Source organism: Bradyrhizobium sp. DOA1, assembly GCF_001593325.1.
Lineage (GTDB): Bacteria > Pseudomonadota > Alphaproteobacteria > Rhizobiales > Xanthobacteraceae > Bradyrhizobium.
Window position 1 is genome coordinate 7,334,550 of the sequence record NZ_JXJM01000001.1, and the last position, 19,232, is coordinate 7,353,781.

The following is a 19,232-nucleotide window of genomic DNA, read 5'->3' on the forward strand; positions in this document are numbered from 1 at the left end:
GGACCATGCCTGTGGAACAGTTGCGTTGTCGAGAAGAGGCGCGGAGAATTTGAGATGGCGATCCGCCGCCGCGATTTCCTGAAGAGCGCAGGCCTTGCCGCCGCATCGCTCGGACTGCCGCGGCTCGCGCGCAGCGCCGACACCGCGAGCATCTACGACGTCGAGCGCTTCGGCAATGCGCGCATCCTGCACATCACCGACACGCATGCGCAGCTCAATCCGGTCTATTTTCGCGAGCCCAGCGTCAATATCGGCATCGGCGAGATGGCGGGGCGGCCGCCGCATCTGGTCGGGCGGGCGTTCCTGGAGCGCTTTGGCATCCGCTCCGACAGCGCGGATGCGTATGCCTTCACCTGCTTCGAGTTCGAGAAATCAGCGGGCCGCTTCGGCAAGCTCGGCGGCTTCGCCCATCTGAAGACGCTGATCGATCGCCTGCGCAGTGATGCCGGCGAGAAGCATTCCTTGCTGCTCGACGGCGGCGATCTATGGCAGGGCACGGGGTTAGCCAACGTCACGCAAGGCCGCGACATGGTCGAGGTCGCCAACCTGCTCGGCATCGAGGCCATGACCGGGCATTGGGAGTTCACCTATGGCGAGCAGGCGCTGCGCGACAATCTCGAGCGCTTCAAGGGCGAGTTCCTGGCGCAGAACGTTTTTCTGACTGAGGAGGCGGCATTCAACGACGCCCCCGCCTTCGACAAGTCCAGCGGGCGGGTGTTCAAGCCGTCCATCATCAGGGAGCTCGGCGGACATCGCATCGCGATCGTAGGTCAGGCCTTTCCCTATGTGCCGATCGCCCATCCGAAGCGGTTCACGCCGGACTGGACCTTCGGCATCCGCGAGGAGGAATTGCAGAAGCATGTCGATGCCCTGCGCGGCACCGACAAGGTCGATGCCGTCATCCTGCTCTCGCACAACGGCATGGACGTGGATCTCAAGCTCGCGAGCCGCGTCACCGGCATCGACGTCATCCTGGGCGGCCATAGCCATGACGCCGTACCGCAGCCGATGCCGGTGAAGAACGCCGGCGGCACCACGCTCGTCACCAATGCCGGCTCCAACGGAAAATTTCTTGGCGTGCTCGATCTCGCCATCGGCAAGGGCAAGGTCACCGACGTCAAATATCATCTGCTGCCAGTCTTTTCCGAGTTGCTGAAGCCGGACCCGGCCATGGCCGAGCTGATCGGCCGGCTGCGCGCGCCGCACGTGACCGACTGGTCGGAGAAGATCGCAACGCCCGACCGCCTGCTCTACCGCCGCGGCAATTTCTCCGGCCCCGTCGACGAGCTGATCTGCACGGCGCTGCGCACCGAGCTCGATGCCGAGATCGCGCTGTCGCCGGGCTTCCGCTGGGGCGTGACCGCGCTGTCGGGCCAGGTGCTGACCATGGAGGATCTGCTGGCAGAAACCGCGATCACCTATCCCGAGACCTATGTGCAGGAGATGACCGGCACACAGATCAAGGACGTGCTGGAGGACATCTGCGACAACCTCTTCAACGCCGATCCCTACTACCAGCAGGGTGGCGACATGGTGCGCGCCGGCGGCCTCAGCTACACCTGCACGCCGGACGCTGCGATTGGCAGTCGCATCTCCGAGCTGAAGCTCGGCAACGGCAAGACGCTCGCCGCCAACCACCGCTACAAGGTCGCGGGCTGGGCCTCGGTCAACGGCCAGCACGGCGCGCCGGTGTGGGATGTGGTCGGAAAATATCTGCGCTCGGGCCGGATGATGCCCGAACGGCTCGGCGCCGGCGTTACGCTGAAAGGCGTCGACGGCAATCCGGGCATTGCAGGACAGGGATGATGCGGCTGCCGATCCTATTCGCGCTTCTGCTGGCGCTGCTCACGTGGACGGCGATGCCGCCGGCGCTTGCGCAGCAAGTACCGCTTCAGGACAAGCCGTTTGCCGAGCACAAGGTCGTGCTCCAGCTCTCCGATGGCGATGCGAAGAAGCAGGCGCTGGTGCTCAGCGTCGCCAACAATCTGTTGAAGGCCTACGACCCCGACAAGATCGCGATCGAGGTGGTGGCGTTCGGTCCCGGCATCGACCTGTTGCTATCAGGCAGCGAGCGCCGCAAGCAGGTCGAGAGCCTGATCGCACAGGGCGTGCGCTTCGACATCTGCCTCAACACGGTCGACACGATGGAGCGCGAGACCGGCAAGCGACCGGAGTTCATCCCGGGCGCGACGCCGGTGCAGGTCGGGGTCGGGCAGATCCTGTTCCTGGTGCAGAACGGTTACACATTGGTCCGGCCGTAGGGTTTGGAGCACGACGTTGCCCCTACTCGATGTCATTCCCCGCGAAGGCGGGGAATCCAGTACGCCGCGGCCCCTCCGTATCCCACGACGGCCTCTGGAATACTGGATCGCCCGCCTTCGCGGGCGATGACCGTGCGCAACAACAATCTTCTATATTTTACTAGCCATGCAGCAAAATACTTCTCCTCTGAACCCATATGGTAGTAGAATCGTCGAAACCAGTCTGCGCCGGGTCCCGCCATGATCTTCCGCCAGCTCTTCGACAGCGTTTCGGGCACTTACAGCTATCTTCTGGCCAGCCGCCCCGGCGGCGAGGCGCTGATCCTCGATCCCGTGCTGGAGAAAGTCGATCGCTACTGCCAGCTGCTGCGCGAGCTCGACCTCAAGCTGGTCAAGGCGGTCGACACACATCTGCATGCCGACCACGTCACCGGGCTCGGCGAGCTGCGCGACCGCACCCATTGCATGACCGTGATGGGCGACCAGACCAAGGCCGACGTCGTTGCCATGCGGGTCGCGGACGGCGACAAGGTGACGATCGAAGGCCTGTCGCTCGACGTGATGTACACGCCGGGCCACACCGACGATTCCTACTCCTACCTGATGGGCGACCGCGTCTTCACCGGCGATACGCTGCTGATCCGCGGCACCGGCCGCACCGATTTCCAGAACGGCTCGTCGCGCGCACAGTACGAGTCGATTTTCAACCGCCTGCTCAAGCTGCCGGACGAGACGATGGTCTTCCCGGCGCACGACTACAAGGGCGACACCGTCTCCACCATTGGCGAGGAGAAGCGTTTCAATCCGCGGCTCCAGGTGCGCTCGGTCGACGAATATATCGAGCTGATGGCCAATCTGAAGCTGCCCAATCCGAAGATGATGGATGTCGCAGTGCCCGCCAACATGCATGTCGGCCTGCATCAGGAGGAGCTCGAGAAAGAGGGCCGCGCACTGAGCGCGACCGAGGCGATCCGCATCCTCGGCCGGCCCGACATCCTGCTGGTCGATCTGCGCGAGAGCAACGAGCGGATGAAGCACGGCATGCTCGAAGGCGCGCTGCACACGCCCTATCAATCCGTCGAGGAGAGCCTCAAGCCCGGCGGCATGCTGCGCGAGGTCGCAGCCGCCACCGGCCGCCGCGTCGTGTTCTTCTGCGCCTTCGGTGAACGCTCGGCGATGGCTGTGGCCGCCGCCAAGGCGGCTGGCCTCGCCAACACTGCCCATATCGCTGGCGGCCTCGACGCCTGGAAAAAGGCGGGCGGGCCGGTGCTGCACTGAACGGCTTGCGCCAGATCAGGTCCTGCACATATGTCCCTGATAGGATCGGATGCAGCATCACCATCCGGGAATGATCATGGCCAAGACCGGGAAGCCGAGCGAGCCGCCCAAGATCATCGAGAGGAAGGCGGAAGATAAGACGACGAAGCCTCCGCCGCCGCGCGAGATCGACGACGACGATTACGAAGACGGCGACATTGCAACGCCAAAGCGCGATCGCTATGGCCCGGATGACGAGCCGTTTTGAGGGGGGTGGCGGACGGGTTGAGTTTGACGGCGCCCTGGCGCCCCACCCTCCGCCGTCGTCCTGTCGAAAGCCAGGACGACGATGTACAGGGATAGCGCCCCTTACGCCCCACCCGCGCTACCTGCCATGCGCCTGCGTTCATGGACAAATAACCGCCCTCCCCGATAGTTTGCGCGTCCATCGGGAGTGAAACGGAACTGCAATGGTCGACGTTCTCGCCGCACCGCAGCAAGGCAAGGCGGACAGCGCCCTACGCACGCTGACGGGAATCTCGATCGCGCATTGGGTCAGCCATTTCCATCTGCTGGTGCTGCCGATGCTGTTCCCGTTCCTCAAAGGCCAGCTCGGCGTCGGCTATATCGAGCTCGGCTTCTCACTCACCGTGTTCGCGGTGGTGTCGGGATTGACCCAGGCGCCGACCGGCTATCTCGTCGACCATTATGGCGCGCGGCGCATTCTCTTGGCCGGGCTGGCGCTCGGCGGCTGCGCGCTGATCCTGCTCGGCCTGCATCTCAGTTATGCCTCGCTGATCGCCTGCGCCGTGCTGCTGGGCCTCGCCAACAGCGTCTATCATCCCGCCGATTACGCGATCCTGGCCGAGCACATGGACGAGGCGCGAATGGGCCGCGCCTTCTCGATCCACACCTTTGCCGGCTTTCTCGGCGGCGCGGTCGCACCGGCGATCGTGGCCGCGCTAGTCACGCTGTCCGGCGGCACCGGCGCGCTGATCGCCTCGGGCGCGATCGGTGTCGCCGTGGCGCTGCTGCTGATCGTCATGAACATTCCCGATGCCGGCGCGCACAAGAAGAAGCCCGGCAACGAGAACGCGCCCAAGCAGGCCGTGATCACGCCGGCGCTGATCACCCTGACCGCGCTGTTCATGCTGCTGAGCCTGTCGGTTGCCGGCATCAACAATTTCGGCGTGGTCGCGCTGATGAGCGGCTACGGTGCCTCCTACTCCGCCGCCAACATCGCGCTGACGGCCTTCCTTGGTGCCAGTGCCCTTGGCGTGCTCGCAGGCGGCGTCCTCGCCGACCGGACCGAGCGTCACGGCCAGGTCGCCGCGGCCTGCTTCGCGGTCAATGCGGCGATCGTGCTGCTGATCGCACTGGTCACGCTGCCGGGCTGGGCGCTCACCGCCGCCATGTCGGCCGCGGGCTTCCTCTCCGGGGTGATCGCCCCCTCGCGCGACATGCTGGTGCGCAACGCGGCGCCTGCCGGCGCTGCGGGCCGTGCCTTCGGCATCGTCTCCACCGGCTTCAATCTCGGCGGCATCGTCTCACCGCTGCTGTTCGGCTGGATCATGGATCACAGCGCGCCGCACTGGGTGTTCGGCGCGTCCGTGATCTTCATGGTCGCGACGGTGGTGCTGTCGCCGTTCACGGAGCGGCGGGCACAAGCCAAGACGTAGTTTGACATTCAGGCGGCGTCCCGGCGAAGGAAACAACAACAAACGGGAAGAAACACCATGAGCACTCCTGATCTCGTGATCCGCGGCGGCATCGTCGCGGATGGGCGCGGCGGCGAATTGTTCGAGGCCGACGTCGCCATCATCGGCGGCAGGATCAGCCAAGTGGGGAAGGTCTCGGCCAAAGGAGCAGAGGAGATCGACGCGCGCGGCAAACTTGTGACGCCGGGCTTCGTCGACGTGCACACGCATTATGACGGCCAGGTCACCTGGAGCCAGGACATCACGCCGTCCTCGCAGAACGGCGTCACCACCGCGATCATGGGCAATTGCGGCGTCGGCTTCGCGCCGTGCAAGCCGGCCGATCACACCCGCCTGATCCAGCTGATGGAAGGCGTCGAGGACATTCCCGAGCCGGTGCTGAGCGCCGGCATTCCCTGGGCCTGGGAAAGCTTTCCGGATTACATGGACTGGCTGTCGAAGCGCGATTTCGACATCGATGTCGGCGCGCAGCTGCCGCATGCCGCGCTACGCGTCTACGTCATGGGCGAGCGTGGCGCCCGCCGCGATCCCTCGACCGCGGAGGACAACGCGGCGATGGCGAAGCTCGCCGGCGAGGCGGTGCGCTCCGGTGCGCTCGGCTTCTCGACCTCGCGCACGCTCAATCACCGCACCTCGACCGGCGATTTCACCCCGACCTTGAAGGCGGGCGAGGACGAGCTCACTGCGATCGCCGGTGCGATGCATCGGCAGGGCCGCAGCGTGCTGCAATTCGTGCTGGATCTGTCGACCATCCACGAGGACCTGCCGATGATGCTGCGGGTGGCGGACACAACGAAGTGCCCGATCTCGTTTTCGATCACTCAGAACGACAAGGCGCCGCAGCGCTGGCGCCAGACGCTGGAGGCGATCAATGCCGCCGCGCGGCGCGGCCTCTCCATCACCGCGCAGATCGCGGCGCGCCCCGTGGGTCTGCTGCTCGGGCTCGAACTGTCGCGCAATCCTTTCCAGACCCATCCGAGCTACCAGGCGATCGCGCATCTGCCGTTGCAGGAGCGCCTGGCGCGGCTGCGTCAGAGCGAGGTGCGCAAGGCGATCCTGAGCGAGACGGCGACCGCGACCGACGATCCGCTGTTCTTCCGTCCGAACTACGACAAGATGTTCCTGCTCGGCGATCCCCCCGATTACGAGCAGCCGCCGGAGAACGCGCTCGGGCCGCAGGCGCGCAAGCAGGGACGGCAGCCGGAAGAGCTCGCTTACGACGCGATGCTGTCGGACGACGGCCGCGGCATGCTCTACGTGCCGTTCCTCAACTATGCCGAAGGCAATCTGGATGCGACGCGCGAGATGCTGATCGATCCGCAATCGGTGCCGGGCCTCTCCGACGGCGGCGCGCATTGCGGCATCATCTGCGATGCCAGCTTCCCCACCTACCTGCTGACGCACTGGACGCGCGACCGCAAGCGCGGCGAGAAATTGTCGATCCCGTTCGTGGTGGCGGCGCAGGCGCGCAAGACCGCGCTTTCGGTCGGCCTCACCGATCGTGGCCTGATTGCACCCGGCTACAAGGCCGACGTCAACGTGATCGACTATGACCGGCTGCACCTGCATCCGCCGAAGGTGCACTACGATCTGCCTGTGGGCGGGCGGCGGCTGCTGCAGGACGTCGACGGCTATGACACCACCATCGTGTCCGGGGTGGTGACACGGCGGCAGGGCGAGGCCACGGGCAAGCGGCCGGGGAAGCTGATACGGGGCGCGCAGGGGGTGGCGAACTAGCGCGGCGTCGCCGCTTACCCTCCCCTGGAGGGTAAGACGGAGGCCACTCCTAACTACGTCGGCGATACCGCGCTCTTCATCCGTGCCGCCTGCGCCGTGGCACCGCCCGTCAGCCTGGCGCGTTCGGTGTTCGGCCAGAGCAGCAGGAGGCCGAGCAGGCCGGAGCCGACCATGATCGCGGCGTTGATGGTGAAGCCGGTCATGTAGCCTTCGAGCGTGCTGCTGGCGTGCTGGATCACGGTGCCCATCACGGCGGGCGCGATGATGCCGGAGAGCGTATAGAGCGCGCCGTAGATCGCGAGGATGGCGCCGCGCTGCGAGGCCGGCGTGAACTCGCCGAGCATGGGCGGGCAGACCACATAGATCGCGCCGCACAAGCCGGTGCCGACCACGAGCAAAGTAAGCTGGAGGCCGGCGCCCTGGACGTGCGGCATCATCGCAAGGATCAGGCCGCCGATGACCAGCGGCACGGAGCCGAGCACGCCGCGCGCGACGCGCGTAGTCGCGCCGCGGGCCATCATTAATTGCGAGATCCAGCCGGTGAGCAGCACGATGGTGGCGCCGAAGACCCAGGGCAGAACGGAGATCCAGCCCGCCTGGCTCTGCGAGAAGCCAAGGCCCTTGATGATGAAGGGCGTGAACCAGGTCAGCCCGAGCGACAGCGCCCAATAGGCGCCGAAGGTCGCAGCGACGCAGCCAAGGAAGGTGCGCGAGGTGAGCAGCTGTACGTAGGGAATTTTCGTCTCGCTGACAGCGAGGGCCTGCGTGTCCTCCAGCGGGCCTTCCTTGCCGAGCGCAAGCCAGGCACAGACCCAGATCAGGCCGACGATGCCGAGCGCGCCGAAGGCATAGTGCCAGGAATGGTTGACGATGATCCAGTTCAGCGCCGGCACCGCGATGATGACGCCGAAGGCCGAGCCTTGCGACAGGATCGCGGTCGGCAGCGTGCGCTTCTCGTCGGGGAACCATTTGTAGATCGCGTGCGCGGCGACCGAGAAGGCCGGGCCTTCGCCGGCGCCCAGCACGATGCGGCAGATCAGCAGCGTGGTGAAGGAGACGGTGCCGACCATCGGAAACTGCGTCACCGCCCAGATCACTGCGAGCGCCAGCAGCACCCAGCGCGTCGGCACCTTGTTGACGATGAAGCCGACCACGATGGCGGAGATCGAGAACAGGAAGAAGAACGAGGAGCCGAGCAGGCCGAATTGCTCCGGCGTCAGCTTGAGCTCCGTCATGATCGGCACGCCGGCGAGTCCCACGACGATCTTGTCAGCGAAGTTCACCAGCATGAACAGGAACAGGAGAAAAGTGATCGTCCAGGCGCCCTTCGGCGTTTCGATCGTCTTGCCCGGATTGGGCGTTTCCTGAGCGCTCATCATTCTCCCCGCAGGTCCTTTCGGCACTTTTTTGATTTGGCCGGCTTGGAAGCTAACAACGGCTTCGGGAGCAACGCAACCCGGCATTTCCGGAGCAAGTGTGCTAGCAACACATTCCATCAATTTTGTTCGGCGCCATTCATCGTGCTGAGTATCAAAGATCTCTCAAAGACTTTCGTCTCCGCCGGCGAGCCGGTCCACGTGCTGCGCGGCGTCAATCTCGACCTCGCGGCCGGCGAGCGCGTCGCGCTAACCGGTGAATCTGGCAGCGGCAAGAGCACGCTGCTGCACCTGATCGCAGGGCTCGATGCCGCCGATGGCGGCACGATCCGGCTGGCGGAGGTCGAGGTCACCAAGCTGTCCGATGCCGGACGTGCTGAGCTGCGACGCGATCGGATCGGCCTGGTCTTTCAGCAGTTCAACCTGATCCCGAGCCTGTCGGTTGCGGACAATCTCGCCTTTCAGGCCCGGATCGCAGGCCGGCACGATGCAGCCTGGACCAAGGAGCTGACCGAGCGACTCGGACTCGGCAGCCTGCTCAAGCGTTATCCAGAGCAATTATCAGGTGGACAGCAGCAGCGCGTCGCGATCGGCAGGGCACTGGCGACGAAGCCTGCGCTGCTGCTGGCGGACGAGCCGACCGGCAATCTGGACGAAGCCACCGCCGAGGATGTGCTGGCGCTGACGCGCGACCTCGTCGCCCGCACTGGCTGCGGCTTCCTGATGGTGACGCATAGCCTGCATCTGGCAGCGACGCTCGACCGCCACCTCACCTTGCATGGCGGGCGCATCGCATGAGGCGCGCGCTGTGGATCCTCGCCGTGCTGCTGAGCCATTGGCGGCGCCACAAGATGCAGTTCGCAACGCTGCTGATCGGACTGATCGCGGCGACCGCGCTGTGGAGCGGCGTGCAGGCGATCAACCAGCAGGCCCGCAGCGCCTACGACCGCGCCGCGGCGACGTTTGGCGGCGTGCGCACGGCGATGCTGGTCGCGCCTGATGCGGCGACTTTCTCGCAGGAGCTGTTCGTCAAGCTGAGGCGTGCCGGCTGGCCGGTCTCGCCGGTGCTGGAGGGGCGGGTCCAGATCAACGGGCGCTCGCTGCGGCTGCTCGGCATCGAGCCGGTGACGATGCCGGCGGACGTCGGCGACGCTCCGCGCCTTGGCGCTGCGGATCTGAGCAGCTTTGTGACGTCGCCGGGCCAGACGCTGGTGGCGCGGGAGACGCTGACCGATCTGCACGAGAAGGAAGGCGCGACGCCGGCGATCAGCGATGGCGCAAAACTGCCGCCTCTGCGCGTGCTGCCACAGCTCGTGCCCGGCGTTCTGGTGGTCGATATCGGCGTGGCACAGCGGCTCCTCGACAAGCCGGATCAGCTGTCGCGGCTGCTGATCGGCAAGGCGAAGGGCAAGCCCGCGCCGCTGCAAAGCGTCGTCGGTGAGCAATTGCAGCGGGTCGAGCCCGACGCGGAAACGGAGCTGGAGCGACTCACCGACAGTTTTCACCTCAATCTCACGGCGTTCGGCCTGCTGTCGTTCTTCGTCGGGCTCTTCATCGTCAACTCGGCCGTCGGCCTCGCCTTCGAGCAGCGATTGCCGATGCTGCGTACGCTGCGCGCCTGCGGAGCCTCGGCGCGGCTGGTCAACACCGTGCTGGTCGTCGAGCTGGTCGTGCTGGCGCTGGTCGCCGGGCTGATCGGCCTGGTCTGCGGCTATTTCATCGCGGCCGCGCTGCTGCCTGATGTCGCGGCGTCCCTGCGCGGGCTCTACGGCGCGCAGATTCCGGGGCAGCTCGTGCTGCGGCCTGAATGGTGGCTCGCCGGCATCGGCATCAGCATCGCCGGCGCGCTGGTCGCGGCCGCGACCAGCCTGATCAAGGCGATCAGGATGCCGGTGCTGGCGACTGCGCAACCACGCGCCTGGCAGCAGAGGCAGCACCGCTGGCTGCTTCTGCAAAGTGCTGCCGCATGCGTGGTGTTCGCGGTCGCGCTGCTCTTGTTGCACTATGGACAGACGCTGATCGCAGGCTTTGGCGTACTGGCCGCGCTGATGCTGGGCGCGGCGCTGATCCTGCCGACTTTCCTCGAGATCATCCTCCTCGCAGGCCAGCGCGTGGCGCGAGGGCCGCTCGCGCTGTGGTTCTGGGCCGACAGCCGGCAGCAGCTCTCTGGCCTGTCGCTGGCGCTGATGGCGTTGCTGCTCGCGCTCGCTGTCAATGTCGGGGTCTCCACCATGGTGGAGACGTTCAGCCGGACCTTCATCGGCTGGCTCAATGGACGGCTGGCGCCCGACGTCTACATCAGCGCCGCCGACAATGCGCAAGGCCTTGCGATTCGAAACTGGCTGCGTGAGCGCGGCGAAGTCCAGGCGGTCCTTTCGGGCGGACGTGCCGAAGCGCAAGTCCAGGGACAGCCGGTGGAGCTCCTCGGCCTGCCCGACCATGCGCTTTACCGCGAACGCTGGCCGCTGCTGGAAGCCGCGCCCCGCGCCTGGACCCGGCTCGTGCCAGGAAATGCCGCCTTCATCAGCGAGCAGCTGAGCCGCCGGCTGAATATCCGTCTCGGCGACGTCGTCGCGGTGCCGGCGCCGGGTGGGACCTGGGAGCTCGACATCGTCGGCATCTATGCCGATTACGGCAATCCCAAGGGACAGCTCGCGGTCAATGTCGCAGCGCTGATCCGGCATTTTCCGCAGACGCCACAGACGCGCATCGGCCTGATCGTCGCCAAGGAGAATATCCCCGGCCTGATCGCAGCCTTGCAGAAGCAGTTCGCGCTGGACGACCGCAGCGTCGCCGACCAAGCAACGGTGAAGGCGGAATCGATCCGCATCTTCAACCGCACCTTTGCGGTGACCTCCGCGCTGAATGCGTTCACGCTCGGCGTCGCCGGCATCGCGCTGCTCACCAGCCTGCTGACGCTGGCGAATTCACGCCTGCCGCAGCTCGCGCCGCTGTGGGCAATCGGCCTCACCCGGCCGCGCCTGGCCGCGATCGAGCTGACCAAGACGCTATCGGTCGCACTGTTCACCGCGCTGCTGGCGGTGCCGCTCGGCCTCCTCGTGGCATGGTGCCTCATCGCGATCGTCAACGTGAAGGCGTTCGGCTGGCGGCTGCCGTTCCACGTGTTTCCGCTGCAACTGGTCGAGCTGGTCGCGGTCGCGCTGCTCGCTTCGCTGATCGCCGCGCTGCTGCCGATGATCCGGCTGGCGCGGATGCAGCCAGCGAGCCTCGTCAAGGTGTTCGCCAATGAGCGCTGACGCGATTTCCCGACGTGCATTCGCCGGCGCCCTTGCCGCGCTCGCCCTTTCGCGCCGCGCAGGCGCGCAGGGCTATGCCGGTCTCGGCGCGACCGCCGACGGCTTTGCCAAAGTGACGCCGGGAAAGCTGTTCAGCTTCCCCGGCGATCACGGGCCGCATCCGGAGTTTCGCATCGAGTGGTGGTATCTCACGGCGAATCTCGTCGATTCCAGCGGCGCGGCATGCGGTCTGCAGTGGACGCTGTTCCGCCAAGCGGCCCAGCCGGGGCCGCAAGGCGAAGGCTGGGCCAATCAGCAAGTGTGGATGGGACATGCGGCGGTGACGCGTGCCGACACGCACCGCTTCAGCGAGACATTTTCGCGTGGCGGCGTGGGACAGGCCGGCGTCATAGCCAAGCCGTTCGAGGCCTGGATCGACGCCTGGGAAATGAAGTGCGTCGAGCGCACCGATGATCGCACACTGGCCCCGTTGACACTGAAGGCGTCCGGTGCCGATTTCAGCTACGCGCTGACGCTGGAGACGGAGCGGCCGGTGGTGCTGCAAGGCGACCGCGGCTACAGCCGCAAGTCGGAGCGCGGACAGGCGTCCTACTATTACAGCCAGCCGTTCTACCGCGCGCGCGGCACGCTCAGCATCGACGACAAGGCGGTCGATGTCTCGGGCCAGGCCTGGTTGGACCGCGAATGGAGCAGCCAGCCGCTCGAAGCCGACCAGACCGGTTGGGACTGGCTGTCGCTGCATCTGGCATCCGGCGACAAGCTGATGCTGTACCGGCTGCGGCAGAAGGACGGCCAAAACTATCCGTTCGGCAATTGGATCAGCGCCGCGGGCGACACGCAGATGATTGCGGGCGGCGATATCCAGATGAGTCCCAAGGCGACGGTGGACATTGCGGGGCGCAAAGTGCCGGTGGAATGGCAGATCGCAATTCCCTCGCGATCGTTCTCGATCGCCTGCAAGCCGCTGAATCCGAAGGCCTGGATGGGGACCGGCTTCTCCTATTGGGAAGGGCCGATCAGCTTTGCCGGCACGCATGACGGCGTTGGCTATCTCGAGATGACCGGCTATTGAAGCGCGATCTCTTCGAGGGACTTGCGATGTATCATCTCACCGCTCTCGTCACGCTGCTGGCGATCGCATTTTACTTCTTCACCGCCGTCAACGTGTCGCGCTTGCGCACCAAGACCGGTGTCAAGGTGCCAGCGATGGCGGGACATCCGGATTTCGACCGCGCCTTCCGCATCCAGACGAACACGCTGGAATGGATGCCGATCTTCCTGCCGGCGCTCTGGCTGTTCGCGGCCTATATCGGCGATGCCATGGCCGCCGGCATCGGCGCGGTCTGGATCATCGGCCGCATGGTCTATTTCATCGGCTATTCGCAGGCGGCCGCCAAGCGCGGCACGGGCTTTGCGATCCAGGTCCTCGCTGCGCTTGTCCTGTGGGTCGGTGCACTGGGGGCGGTGGTGTTGCGGCTGGTGAAGTAAACCACGGCATCACACGGCTCGTGTCCCGGGCGCGGTGCAGCGTGGTAACGCTGCGCCGCTGAACCGGGACCGAGTCTGGCCTTCACGCCCGGAGAGGCGTGGGTCCCGGCTCTGCGCAGCAGCGTTTCACGCTGCAGCGCGTCCGGGACACGAGAGCCTCACTTCGTCAGCGGGCAGCCGCTCTCCTTGGCGGTGAAGAAGGCCTTGTCGCCAGGGACGGTGGCGAGCAGCTTGTAATAGTCCCAGGGCTTCTTCGATTCGGAAGGCTTCTTGACCTCGAACAGATACATGTCGTGGACCATGCGGCCGTTCTCGAGCACCTTGCCGCCTTGCGCGAAGTCGTCGTCGACCGGCAGCTCCTTCAGCTTCTTGGCGACGGCATCCGGATCCTTGGTGCCGGCGGCCTTCACCGCCTTGAGATAGCTCAGCGTCGCCGAATAGGTGCCGGCCTGGATCATGTTCGGCATCCGCCCCGTGCGCTTGAGGAAGCGCTCCCCGAGATTGCGCGACCTGTCGTTGACGTCCCAGTAGTAGGCTTCGGTCAGCACCAGGCCCTGCGCGGCCTGCAAGCCGAGGCCGTTGACCTCGGCAAGCGTCATCAGGAGGCCCGCGAGCTTCTGGCCGCCGGCGACGATGCCGAACTCGGAGGCCTGCTTGATCGAGTTGGTGGTGTCGAGGCCGGCATTGGCGAGGCCGACGATCTTCGCCTTCGAGCTCTGCGCCTGGAGCAGGAAGGAGGAGAAGTCCGAGGAGTTGAGCGGCACGCGCACCGAGCCGACCACCTTGCCGCCATTGGCGGTGACGATCTCGCTGGTGTCTTTTTCCAGCGCATAGCCGAAGGCGTAGTCGGCGGTCAGGAAGAACCAGGTGTCGCCGCCGGCCTTGGTCAGCGCACCGCCGGTGCCGACGCCGAGCGCGCGGGTGTCGTAGGCCCAGTGGAAGCCATAGGGCTGGCAGGCATCGCCTGTCAGACGCGAGGTCGCGGCGCCGACGACGATGTCGATCTTCTTCTTTTCCTTGGACAGCTCGTGGATCGCGAGCGCAACCGAGGAGGTCGTCAGCTCCGTGATCATGTCGACGTTCTCGACGTCGTACCAGCGCCGCGCGATCGAGGCGGCGAGATCCGGCTTGTTCTGGTGGTCGGCGGTGACGAGCTCGATCTTCTGGCCGAGCACCTCGCCGCCAAAATCCTCGATGGCCATCTTGGCGGCCTCGACCGACCATTTGCCGCCGTAATCGGCATAGACGCCGGACTGGTCGTTGAGGATGCCGATCTTGACGCCCTGCGCCGAGGCGGGAACCGCAATCAATACGGCTGACGCCGCTGCGGCCCAAAGTGCTGATTTCATATGTTTAACTCCCAGCAGTCTTCTGTGAAATCGCGCGGATAGTAGTGAAGAACCCCGCACGTGCCCATCGATTTCATGTTGGTCGTTAGTATGGAGGGTGGCGCTTAATTCTCGGCTGTCGTTCGGGACAAGCGCGGGCCGATCCGAGACGACGGCGGAGAGTGGTGCGCGATTGTGGCCGTCTGACCGTCGTCACCCTACCGCCGCCGGCTTGTCCCTGCGCCCCTCGGCCAGGTTCCGCACCACCACATAGAAGATCGGCGTGAACAGCAGCCCGAACAGGGTGACGCCGATCATGCCGAAGAACACCGCGACGCCGACCGCCTGTCGCATCTCGGAGCCGGAGCCGCTCGAGATCACCAGCGGCAGCACGCCGAGGATGAAGGCGAAGGACGTCATCAGGATCGGCCGCAGGCGCAGGCGGCAGGCCTCGATCACGGCCTCCAGCCGGGACTTGCCCTCGTTCTCGATGTCGCGCGCGAACTCGACGATCAGGATCGCGTTCTTTGCCGCCAGCCCTACCAGCACGACGAAGCCGATCTGGGTGAGGATGTTGACGTCCTGGCCCATGATACGCACGCCGACGGTGGCGGCCAAGAGGCACATCGGCACGATCAGGATCACCGCGAACGGCAGGGTCCAGCTGCCATATTGTGCGGCGAGCACGAGATAGACGAACAGCACACAGATCGGGAACACGAGCAGACCCGCATTGCCGCCGGTGATTTGCTGATAGGACAGATCGGTCCATTCAAAGGTGAAGCCGCTCGGCAAGGTATCGTTCGCGAGCTGCTTGATGGTGTTGAGCGCGGTGGTCGAGCTGGTGCCCGGCGCGGGCTCGCCCTGCAATTCGGACGCCGCATAGAGATTGTAACGCGCGACGCGGTCGGGGCCCGAGACGTCCTTGAACTCGACCACGCTGCCGAGCATCACCATGTCGCCGGAGGCGTTGCGCGTGCGCAGCCGCGCGAGGTCGCTCGGCTCCTTGCGGTAGGGGAAATCGGCTTGCGCCGTGACGTGATAGGTGCGGCCGAACAGGTTGAAGTCGTTGACATAGTTCGATCCGAAATAGGTCTGGATCGTTTCATTGATGTTTGAGATGGGCACACCGAGCTTCTGCGCCTTGGTGCGGTCGATGTCGACGAAGAGCTGCGGCGTGTTGGCCGAGAACGGCGAGAACACCGTGGGGCCGAGCAGCAAGGGCGATTTGCGCGCCGCGGCGACCAGCTCGTCGGTCGCGGCCGCGAGCATTTCGGGCCCGCGACCCTGGCGATCCTGGATGCGGATGGTGAAGCCGCCGCCGGTGCCGATGCCGGGCACGGCCGGCGGCGGAATCACGATGATGAAGGCGCCCTGGATCGCGGACAGCCGCTTGCGCAGCTCGACCGTGATGGCGTTCGCAGACAATCCCTTCTTCATTCGCGCCTCGGGCTCGTCGAACACCGGAAACAGCGCGGCCGCGTTGCCGGCCTGGGTGCGCGTGGCACCGGAGAAGCCGGCAAAGGCCGCGACGCGGACGATGCCCGGCGTATCCAGCGAGATCCGCTCGATCTCGCGCACGACCTCGGTGGTGCGCGCCAGTGACGCTGCGCCCGGCAATTGCACGGATATGATGACGTAGCCGCGATCCTGCGCGGGGATGAAGCCCTGCGGCGTGGTTACGAGCAGCCAGCCGGCGCTGCCGATCAGAACGACATAAACCAGGAGCATCACGACGGAGTGCCGGATCACAAAATTGGCGAGACTCGCATAACCGTGCGCCAACCGATCGAACACACGGTTGAACACGCCCGTGAACGCATTCCAGCCGCGCGCAATGACATTCCAGGCGGCGGGCGGTCTCTTCTCCTCGTGCGGGGTGAGGATCAGCGATGCCAGTGCCGGCGACAGCGTCAACGAGCAGAAACAGGAGATCGCGGTCGCAACCGCGATCGTGACGGCGAATTGCTGAAAGAACTGCCCGGAAATGCCGCCGAGGAACGCGGTCGGCACGAACACCGCGCAGAGCACGAGCGCAATCGAGACCAGCGCGCCGCCGACCTCTTCCATCGTCTTCAGCGCGGCGTCGCGCCGGCTCATGCCGTGCTCGAGGTGGCGCTCGACATTCTCCACCACGACAATGGCGTCGTCGACCACGATGCCGACGGCGAGCACGAGGCCGAACAGCGTGAGATTGTTGATGGAGAAACCCAGCGCCGCCATCACCGCGAACGTGCCGACCAGCGAGACCGGGATCGCGATGATCGGAATGATCGCCGGCCGCCATCCCTGCAGGAACACCAGCACGACAATCACCACGAGCAGCATGGCCTCGTAGATGGTCTTGATCAGCTCGTGGACGGACTGCGCGATGAACTCGGTCGGGTTGTAGCCGATATTGTAGTCGAGACCCCTGGGGAAGCTCTCCTTGAGCGTCGTCATGGTGTCCGAGATATTCTTGGCCGTCGCGAGCGCGTTCGACCCCGGCCGCTGCGTCACCAGCATGGCAACCGCGGATTTCCGCAGCAGGAAGCTGTTCGTGCTGTAGGACAAGGCCCCGAGCTCGATGCGGGCAACGTCGCGCAGGCGCACGATACGGCCGTCTGAGCCCGCCTTGATCAGGATGTCCTCGAACTGCTTCTGATCCTTCAAGCGGCCCGTGAAGGTGAGGTTCGGCTGGAAGGCGCGGTCGGCGATCGGCGGCTCGGCGATCTGGCCGCCCGCGATCTGCACGTTCTGGGCGCGGATCGCCGCCAGCACCTCGGCCGATGTCAGGCCGAGGTTGGCGATGCGGTCAGGATCGAGCCACAGCCGCATCGAATAGTCGCGCGCGCCGAAGATCTGGATGTCGCCGACACCGTCGAGGCGCAAGAGCTGGTCGCGGACCTGAAGCAGCGCATAGTTGGAGATGTAGAGCTGGTCGAAGGTGTCGTCCGGCGACAGCATGAACACGACCATCAGGATGTCGGGCGAGTTCTTGCGCGTGGTGACGCCGTTGCGCTGCACTTCCTCCGGCAGGCGCGGCTGCGCGATGGCGACGCGGTTCTGCACCAGCACCTGGGCCTTGTCGAGATCGGTGCCGAGCTTGAAGGTGACGGTGATGGTGAGCTGGCCATTCGAGGTGGCCTGGCTGTAGAGATACAGCATGTCCTCGACGCCGTTGATCTCCTGCTCGATCGGAGCTGCAACCGTATCGGACACGGTCTGCGCGGAGGCGCCGGGGTATTGCGTGGTGACGACGACCGTCGGCGGCACCACTTGCGGATATTCGGAGACCGGCAGCGTGGTGTAGGCCAGCGCACCGACGATCAAGAGCACGATCGACAGCACCATCGCCAGGATGGGCTGGTTGATGGAGAGACGGCCAAGATTCATGACTTGCCACCGGCCGGGGCTTGCGCGGTCTGCGGGGCGACCTTGGCGCCGACCCGGGCGCGCTGGATGCCGTTGACGATGACGCGGTCCTCCGCCTTCAAGCCTTCGCGGATCACGCGCAGGCCGTCGTCGAGCGGCCCGAGCACCACGGGACGCGCCTCGACGGTGTCGTCAGGTTTGACCACGAACACGATCTTGCGGGACTGATCGGTCGCGATCGCAGCGTCGGGGATCAGCAGCGCCTCGTAGGGCGCGCTGCCGATCAGACGGACGCGGCCGAACTGGCCGGGCAGGATCGAGAGATCGGTGTTCTTGACCACGGCGCGGCTGCGCAACGTGCCGGTCGAGACGTCGAGGCGGTTGTCGAGGAAGTTAACGGCGCCCTCACGCGACGGCTTGGTTTCGCCTGCCAACGTTACCTGCACCGGATTTGCGGTGTCGCGCGAGCTTGGGCGCCGTCCCTCGAACCATAGCTTGCTGTATTTGATGAAGGTCGCCTCATCCATGTCGAAATAGATGTAGATCGGATCCAGCGTGACGATCGACGTCAGCAATGTCGACGTTCCGCTGTCGCTGCCCTGCACGAGATTGCCGGGGCTGACGAGATGGCGGCTGACGCGGCCGGTCAGCGGCGCCGTGACATGCGTGAACTCGATGTTGAGCTTGGCGGCCTTCAGCGCGCCCTCTGCCTGCTTCTCGGCAGCGTGCGCGGCCTGCAAGGCCTGGCGGCGCTGATCGACGACCTGTTCGGAGACCGCACTGGTCTGCACCAGGCTGAGGCCGCGATCGAGCTCGCGCTTGGCAAGCTCGACCCGGGCGCGCGCGTCGGAGAGCTGCCCTTCCGCCTGCGTCGCCACCGCCTCGAACGGACGCGGGTCGATCACGTAGAGCAGATCGCCCTGACGCACGATGGCGCCGTCCTGGAATTCGACCGAGTTGACGAAGCCGCCGACGCGGGGGCGCACCTGCACCTCCTCGACCGCCTCGAAGCGGCCAGTGTATTCGTCCCAATCGGTGACGGTGCGCTTGACCGGCTGGGCGACAGTGACTGGCGCCGGCGGCGGGGCGGCGGCCTGTGAGGCCGGTTTGTCGCAGCCCGCGAGCGCGAATGCCGCGATGAGGAGCCCGGCCATGGCGCCATGCCGCCACTGGACGAAGTCGTGCTTTTTGACAGGTCGCTCGCTTCCGTCCGGTCCGCCCATCCCTGTCCTCGCATCAAAAGCCGCGGCAAATGCAGGGTACGCGCCTGCTCGCGGGCGACACAAGATGGGCGGCAATGATGAACACTTCAAGACCAATGCGCGTGCAATGCTCCGCCGGGGCGCCTGACCGGATGACGGGTTGACACGACTTGTTCGCCTCTCCTCGCCTGCGGGGGGACGGGCGGAGGAGAAGGAAGGGCGGATCAGCGTCTTCGCACATGACGGGCAAGGCG

14 protein-coding genes are annotated in these 19,232 nt (G+C 65.6%); 10 read left to right on the forward strand and 4 right to left on the reverse strand.

Annotated features, from left to right (window positions below; genetic code table 11):
• The first annotated feature begins 54 nt into the window (after positions 1-54).
• The 6 genes from soxB to SE91_RS34005 all read left to right on the forward strand — a co-directional run bounded on the left by soxB (position 55) and on the right by SE91_RS34005 (position 6,973).
• Complete coding sequence (gene soxB / locus SE91_RS33980) at positions 55-1,806, forward strand: thiosulfohydrolase SoxB (protein WP_061850734.1); 1,752 nt, start codon at positions 55-57, stop codon at positions 1,804-1,806.
• A complete protein-coding gene (locus SE91_RS33985) occupies positions 1,803-2,261 on the forward strand; it encodes a DsrE family protein (RefSeq protein ID WP_060737356.1) in 459 nt (152 codons plus the stop codon). The genes soxB and SE91_RS33985 overlap by 4 nt, the downstream gene beginning before the upstream one ends.
• 240 nt (positions 2,262-2,501) lie before the next feature.
• Positions 2,502-3,539: an MBL fold metallo-hydrolase gene (locus SE91_RS33990; RefSeq protein WP_060737357.1), complete on the forward strand. Its 1,038-nt coding sequence runs from the start codon at positions 2,502-2,504 to the stop codon at positions 3,537-3,539.
• A 76-nt stretch (positions 3,540-3,615) separates the two neighbouring features.
• Positions 3,616-3,786: a hypothetical protein gene (locus SE91_RS37325; RefSeq protein ID WP_060738021.1), complete on the forward strand. Its 171-nt coding sequence runs from the start codon at positions 3,616-3,618 to the stop codon at positions 3,784-3,786.
• A 202-nt stretch (positions 3,787-3,988) separates the two neighbouring features.
• Positions 3,989-5,197: an MFS transporter gene (locus SE91_RS34000; RefSeq protein WP_061850735.1), complete on the forward strand. Its 1,209-nt coding sequence runs from the start codon at positions 3,989-3,991 to the stop codon at positions 5,195-5,197.
• A 57-nt stretch (positions 5,198-5,254) separates the two neighbouring features.
• Positions 5,255-6,973, forward strand: coding sequence for an N-acyl-D-amino-acid deacylase family protein (locus SE91_RS34005; protein ID WP_061850736.1), 1,719 nt, complete (start codon positions 5,255-5,257; stop codon positions 6,971-6,973).
• Between the two features lie 53 nt (positions 6,974-7,026).
• Here the strand turns inward: SE91_RS34005 and SE91_RS34010 are convergent, their stop codons facing one another.
• Positions 7,027-8,349, reverse strand: coding sequence for an MFS transporter (locus SE91_RS34010; protein WP_061851459.1), 1,323 nt, complete (start codon positions 8,347-8,349; stop codon positions 7,027-7,029).
• A gap of 144 nt (positions 8,350-8,493) precedes the next feature.
• Between SE91_RS34010 and SE91_RS34015 the strand changes: the two genes are divergently transcribed.
• From SE91_RS34015 to SE91_RS34030, 4 genes are read left to right on the forward strand one after another with little or no spacing between them, the layout of a single operon-like run.
• Entirely contained in the window at positions 8,494-9,147 is a 654-nt protein-coding gene (locus tag SE91_RS34015) for an ABC transporter ATP-binding protein (RefSeq protein ID WP_061850737.1), read from the forward strand.
• Positions 9,144-11,606: an FtsX-like permease family protein gene (locus SE91_RS34020; protein WP_061850738.1), complete on the forward strand. Its 2,463-nt coding sequence runs from the start codon at positions 9,144-9,146 to the stop codon at positions 11,604-11,606. Before SE91_RS34015 ends, SE91_RS34020 begins: the two co-directional genes overlap by 4 nt.
• Complete coding sequence (locus SE91_RS34025) at positions 11,596-12,678, forward strand: lipocalin-like domain-containing protein (protein ID WP_061850739.1); 1,083 nt, start codon at positions 11,596-11,598, stop codon at positions 12,676-12,678. The genes SE91_RS34020 and SE91_RS34025 overlap by 11 nt, the downstream gene beginning before the upstream one ends.
• A 26-nt stretch (positions 12,679-12,704) precedes the next feature.
• On the forward strand, positions 12,705-13,094 hold the full coding sequence (locus SE91_RS34030; RefSeq protein WP_061851460.1) for an MAPEG family protein: 390 nt from the start codon (positions 12,705-12,707) through the stop codon (positions 13,092-13,094).
• Between the two features lie 158 nt (positions 13,095-13,252).
• On the opposite strand, the gene SE91_RS34035 is transcribed toward SE91_RS34030, so the two are convergent.
• From SE91_RS34035 to SE91_RS34045, 3 genes are all read right to left on the reverse strand, one after another.
• Positions 13,253-14,443 (reverse strand): ABC transporter substrate-binding protein, encoded by a 1,191-nt coding sequence (locus SE91_RS34035; protein WP_060737359.1) that lies wholly within the window; start codon positions 14,441-14,443, stop codon positions 13,253-13,255.
• Positions 14,444-14,635: 192 nt separating this feature from the next.
• A complete protein-coding gene (locus SE91_RS34040) occupies positions 14,636-17,797 on the reverse strand; it encodes an efflux RND transporter permease subunit (protein WP_061850740.1) in 3,162 nt (1,053 codons plus the stop codon).
• Positions 17,794-18,999 carry an efflux RND transporter periplasmic adaptor subunit gene (locus SE91_RS34045; RefSeq protein ID WP_061850741.1) on the reverse strand — a complete coding sequence of 402 codons (1,206 nt, stop codon included), beginning with the start codon at positions 18,997-18,999 and terminating at the stop codon, positions 17,794-17,796. Before SE91_RS34045 ends, SE91_RS34040 begins: the two co-directional genes overlap by 4 nt.
• Positions 19,000-19,232: the final 233 nt, after the last annotated feature.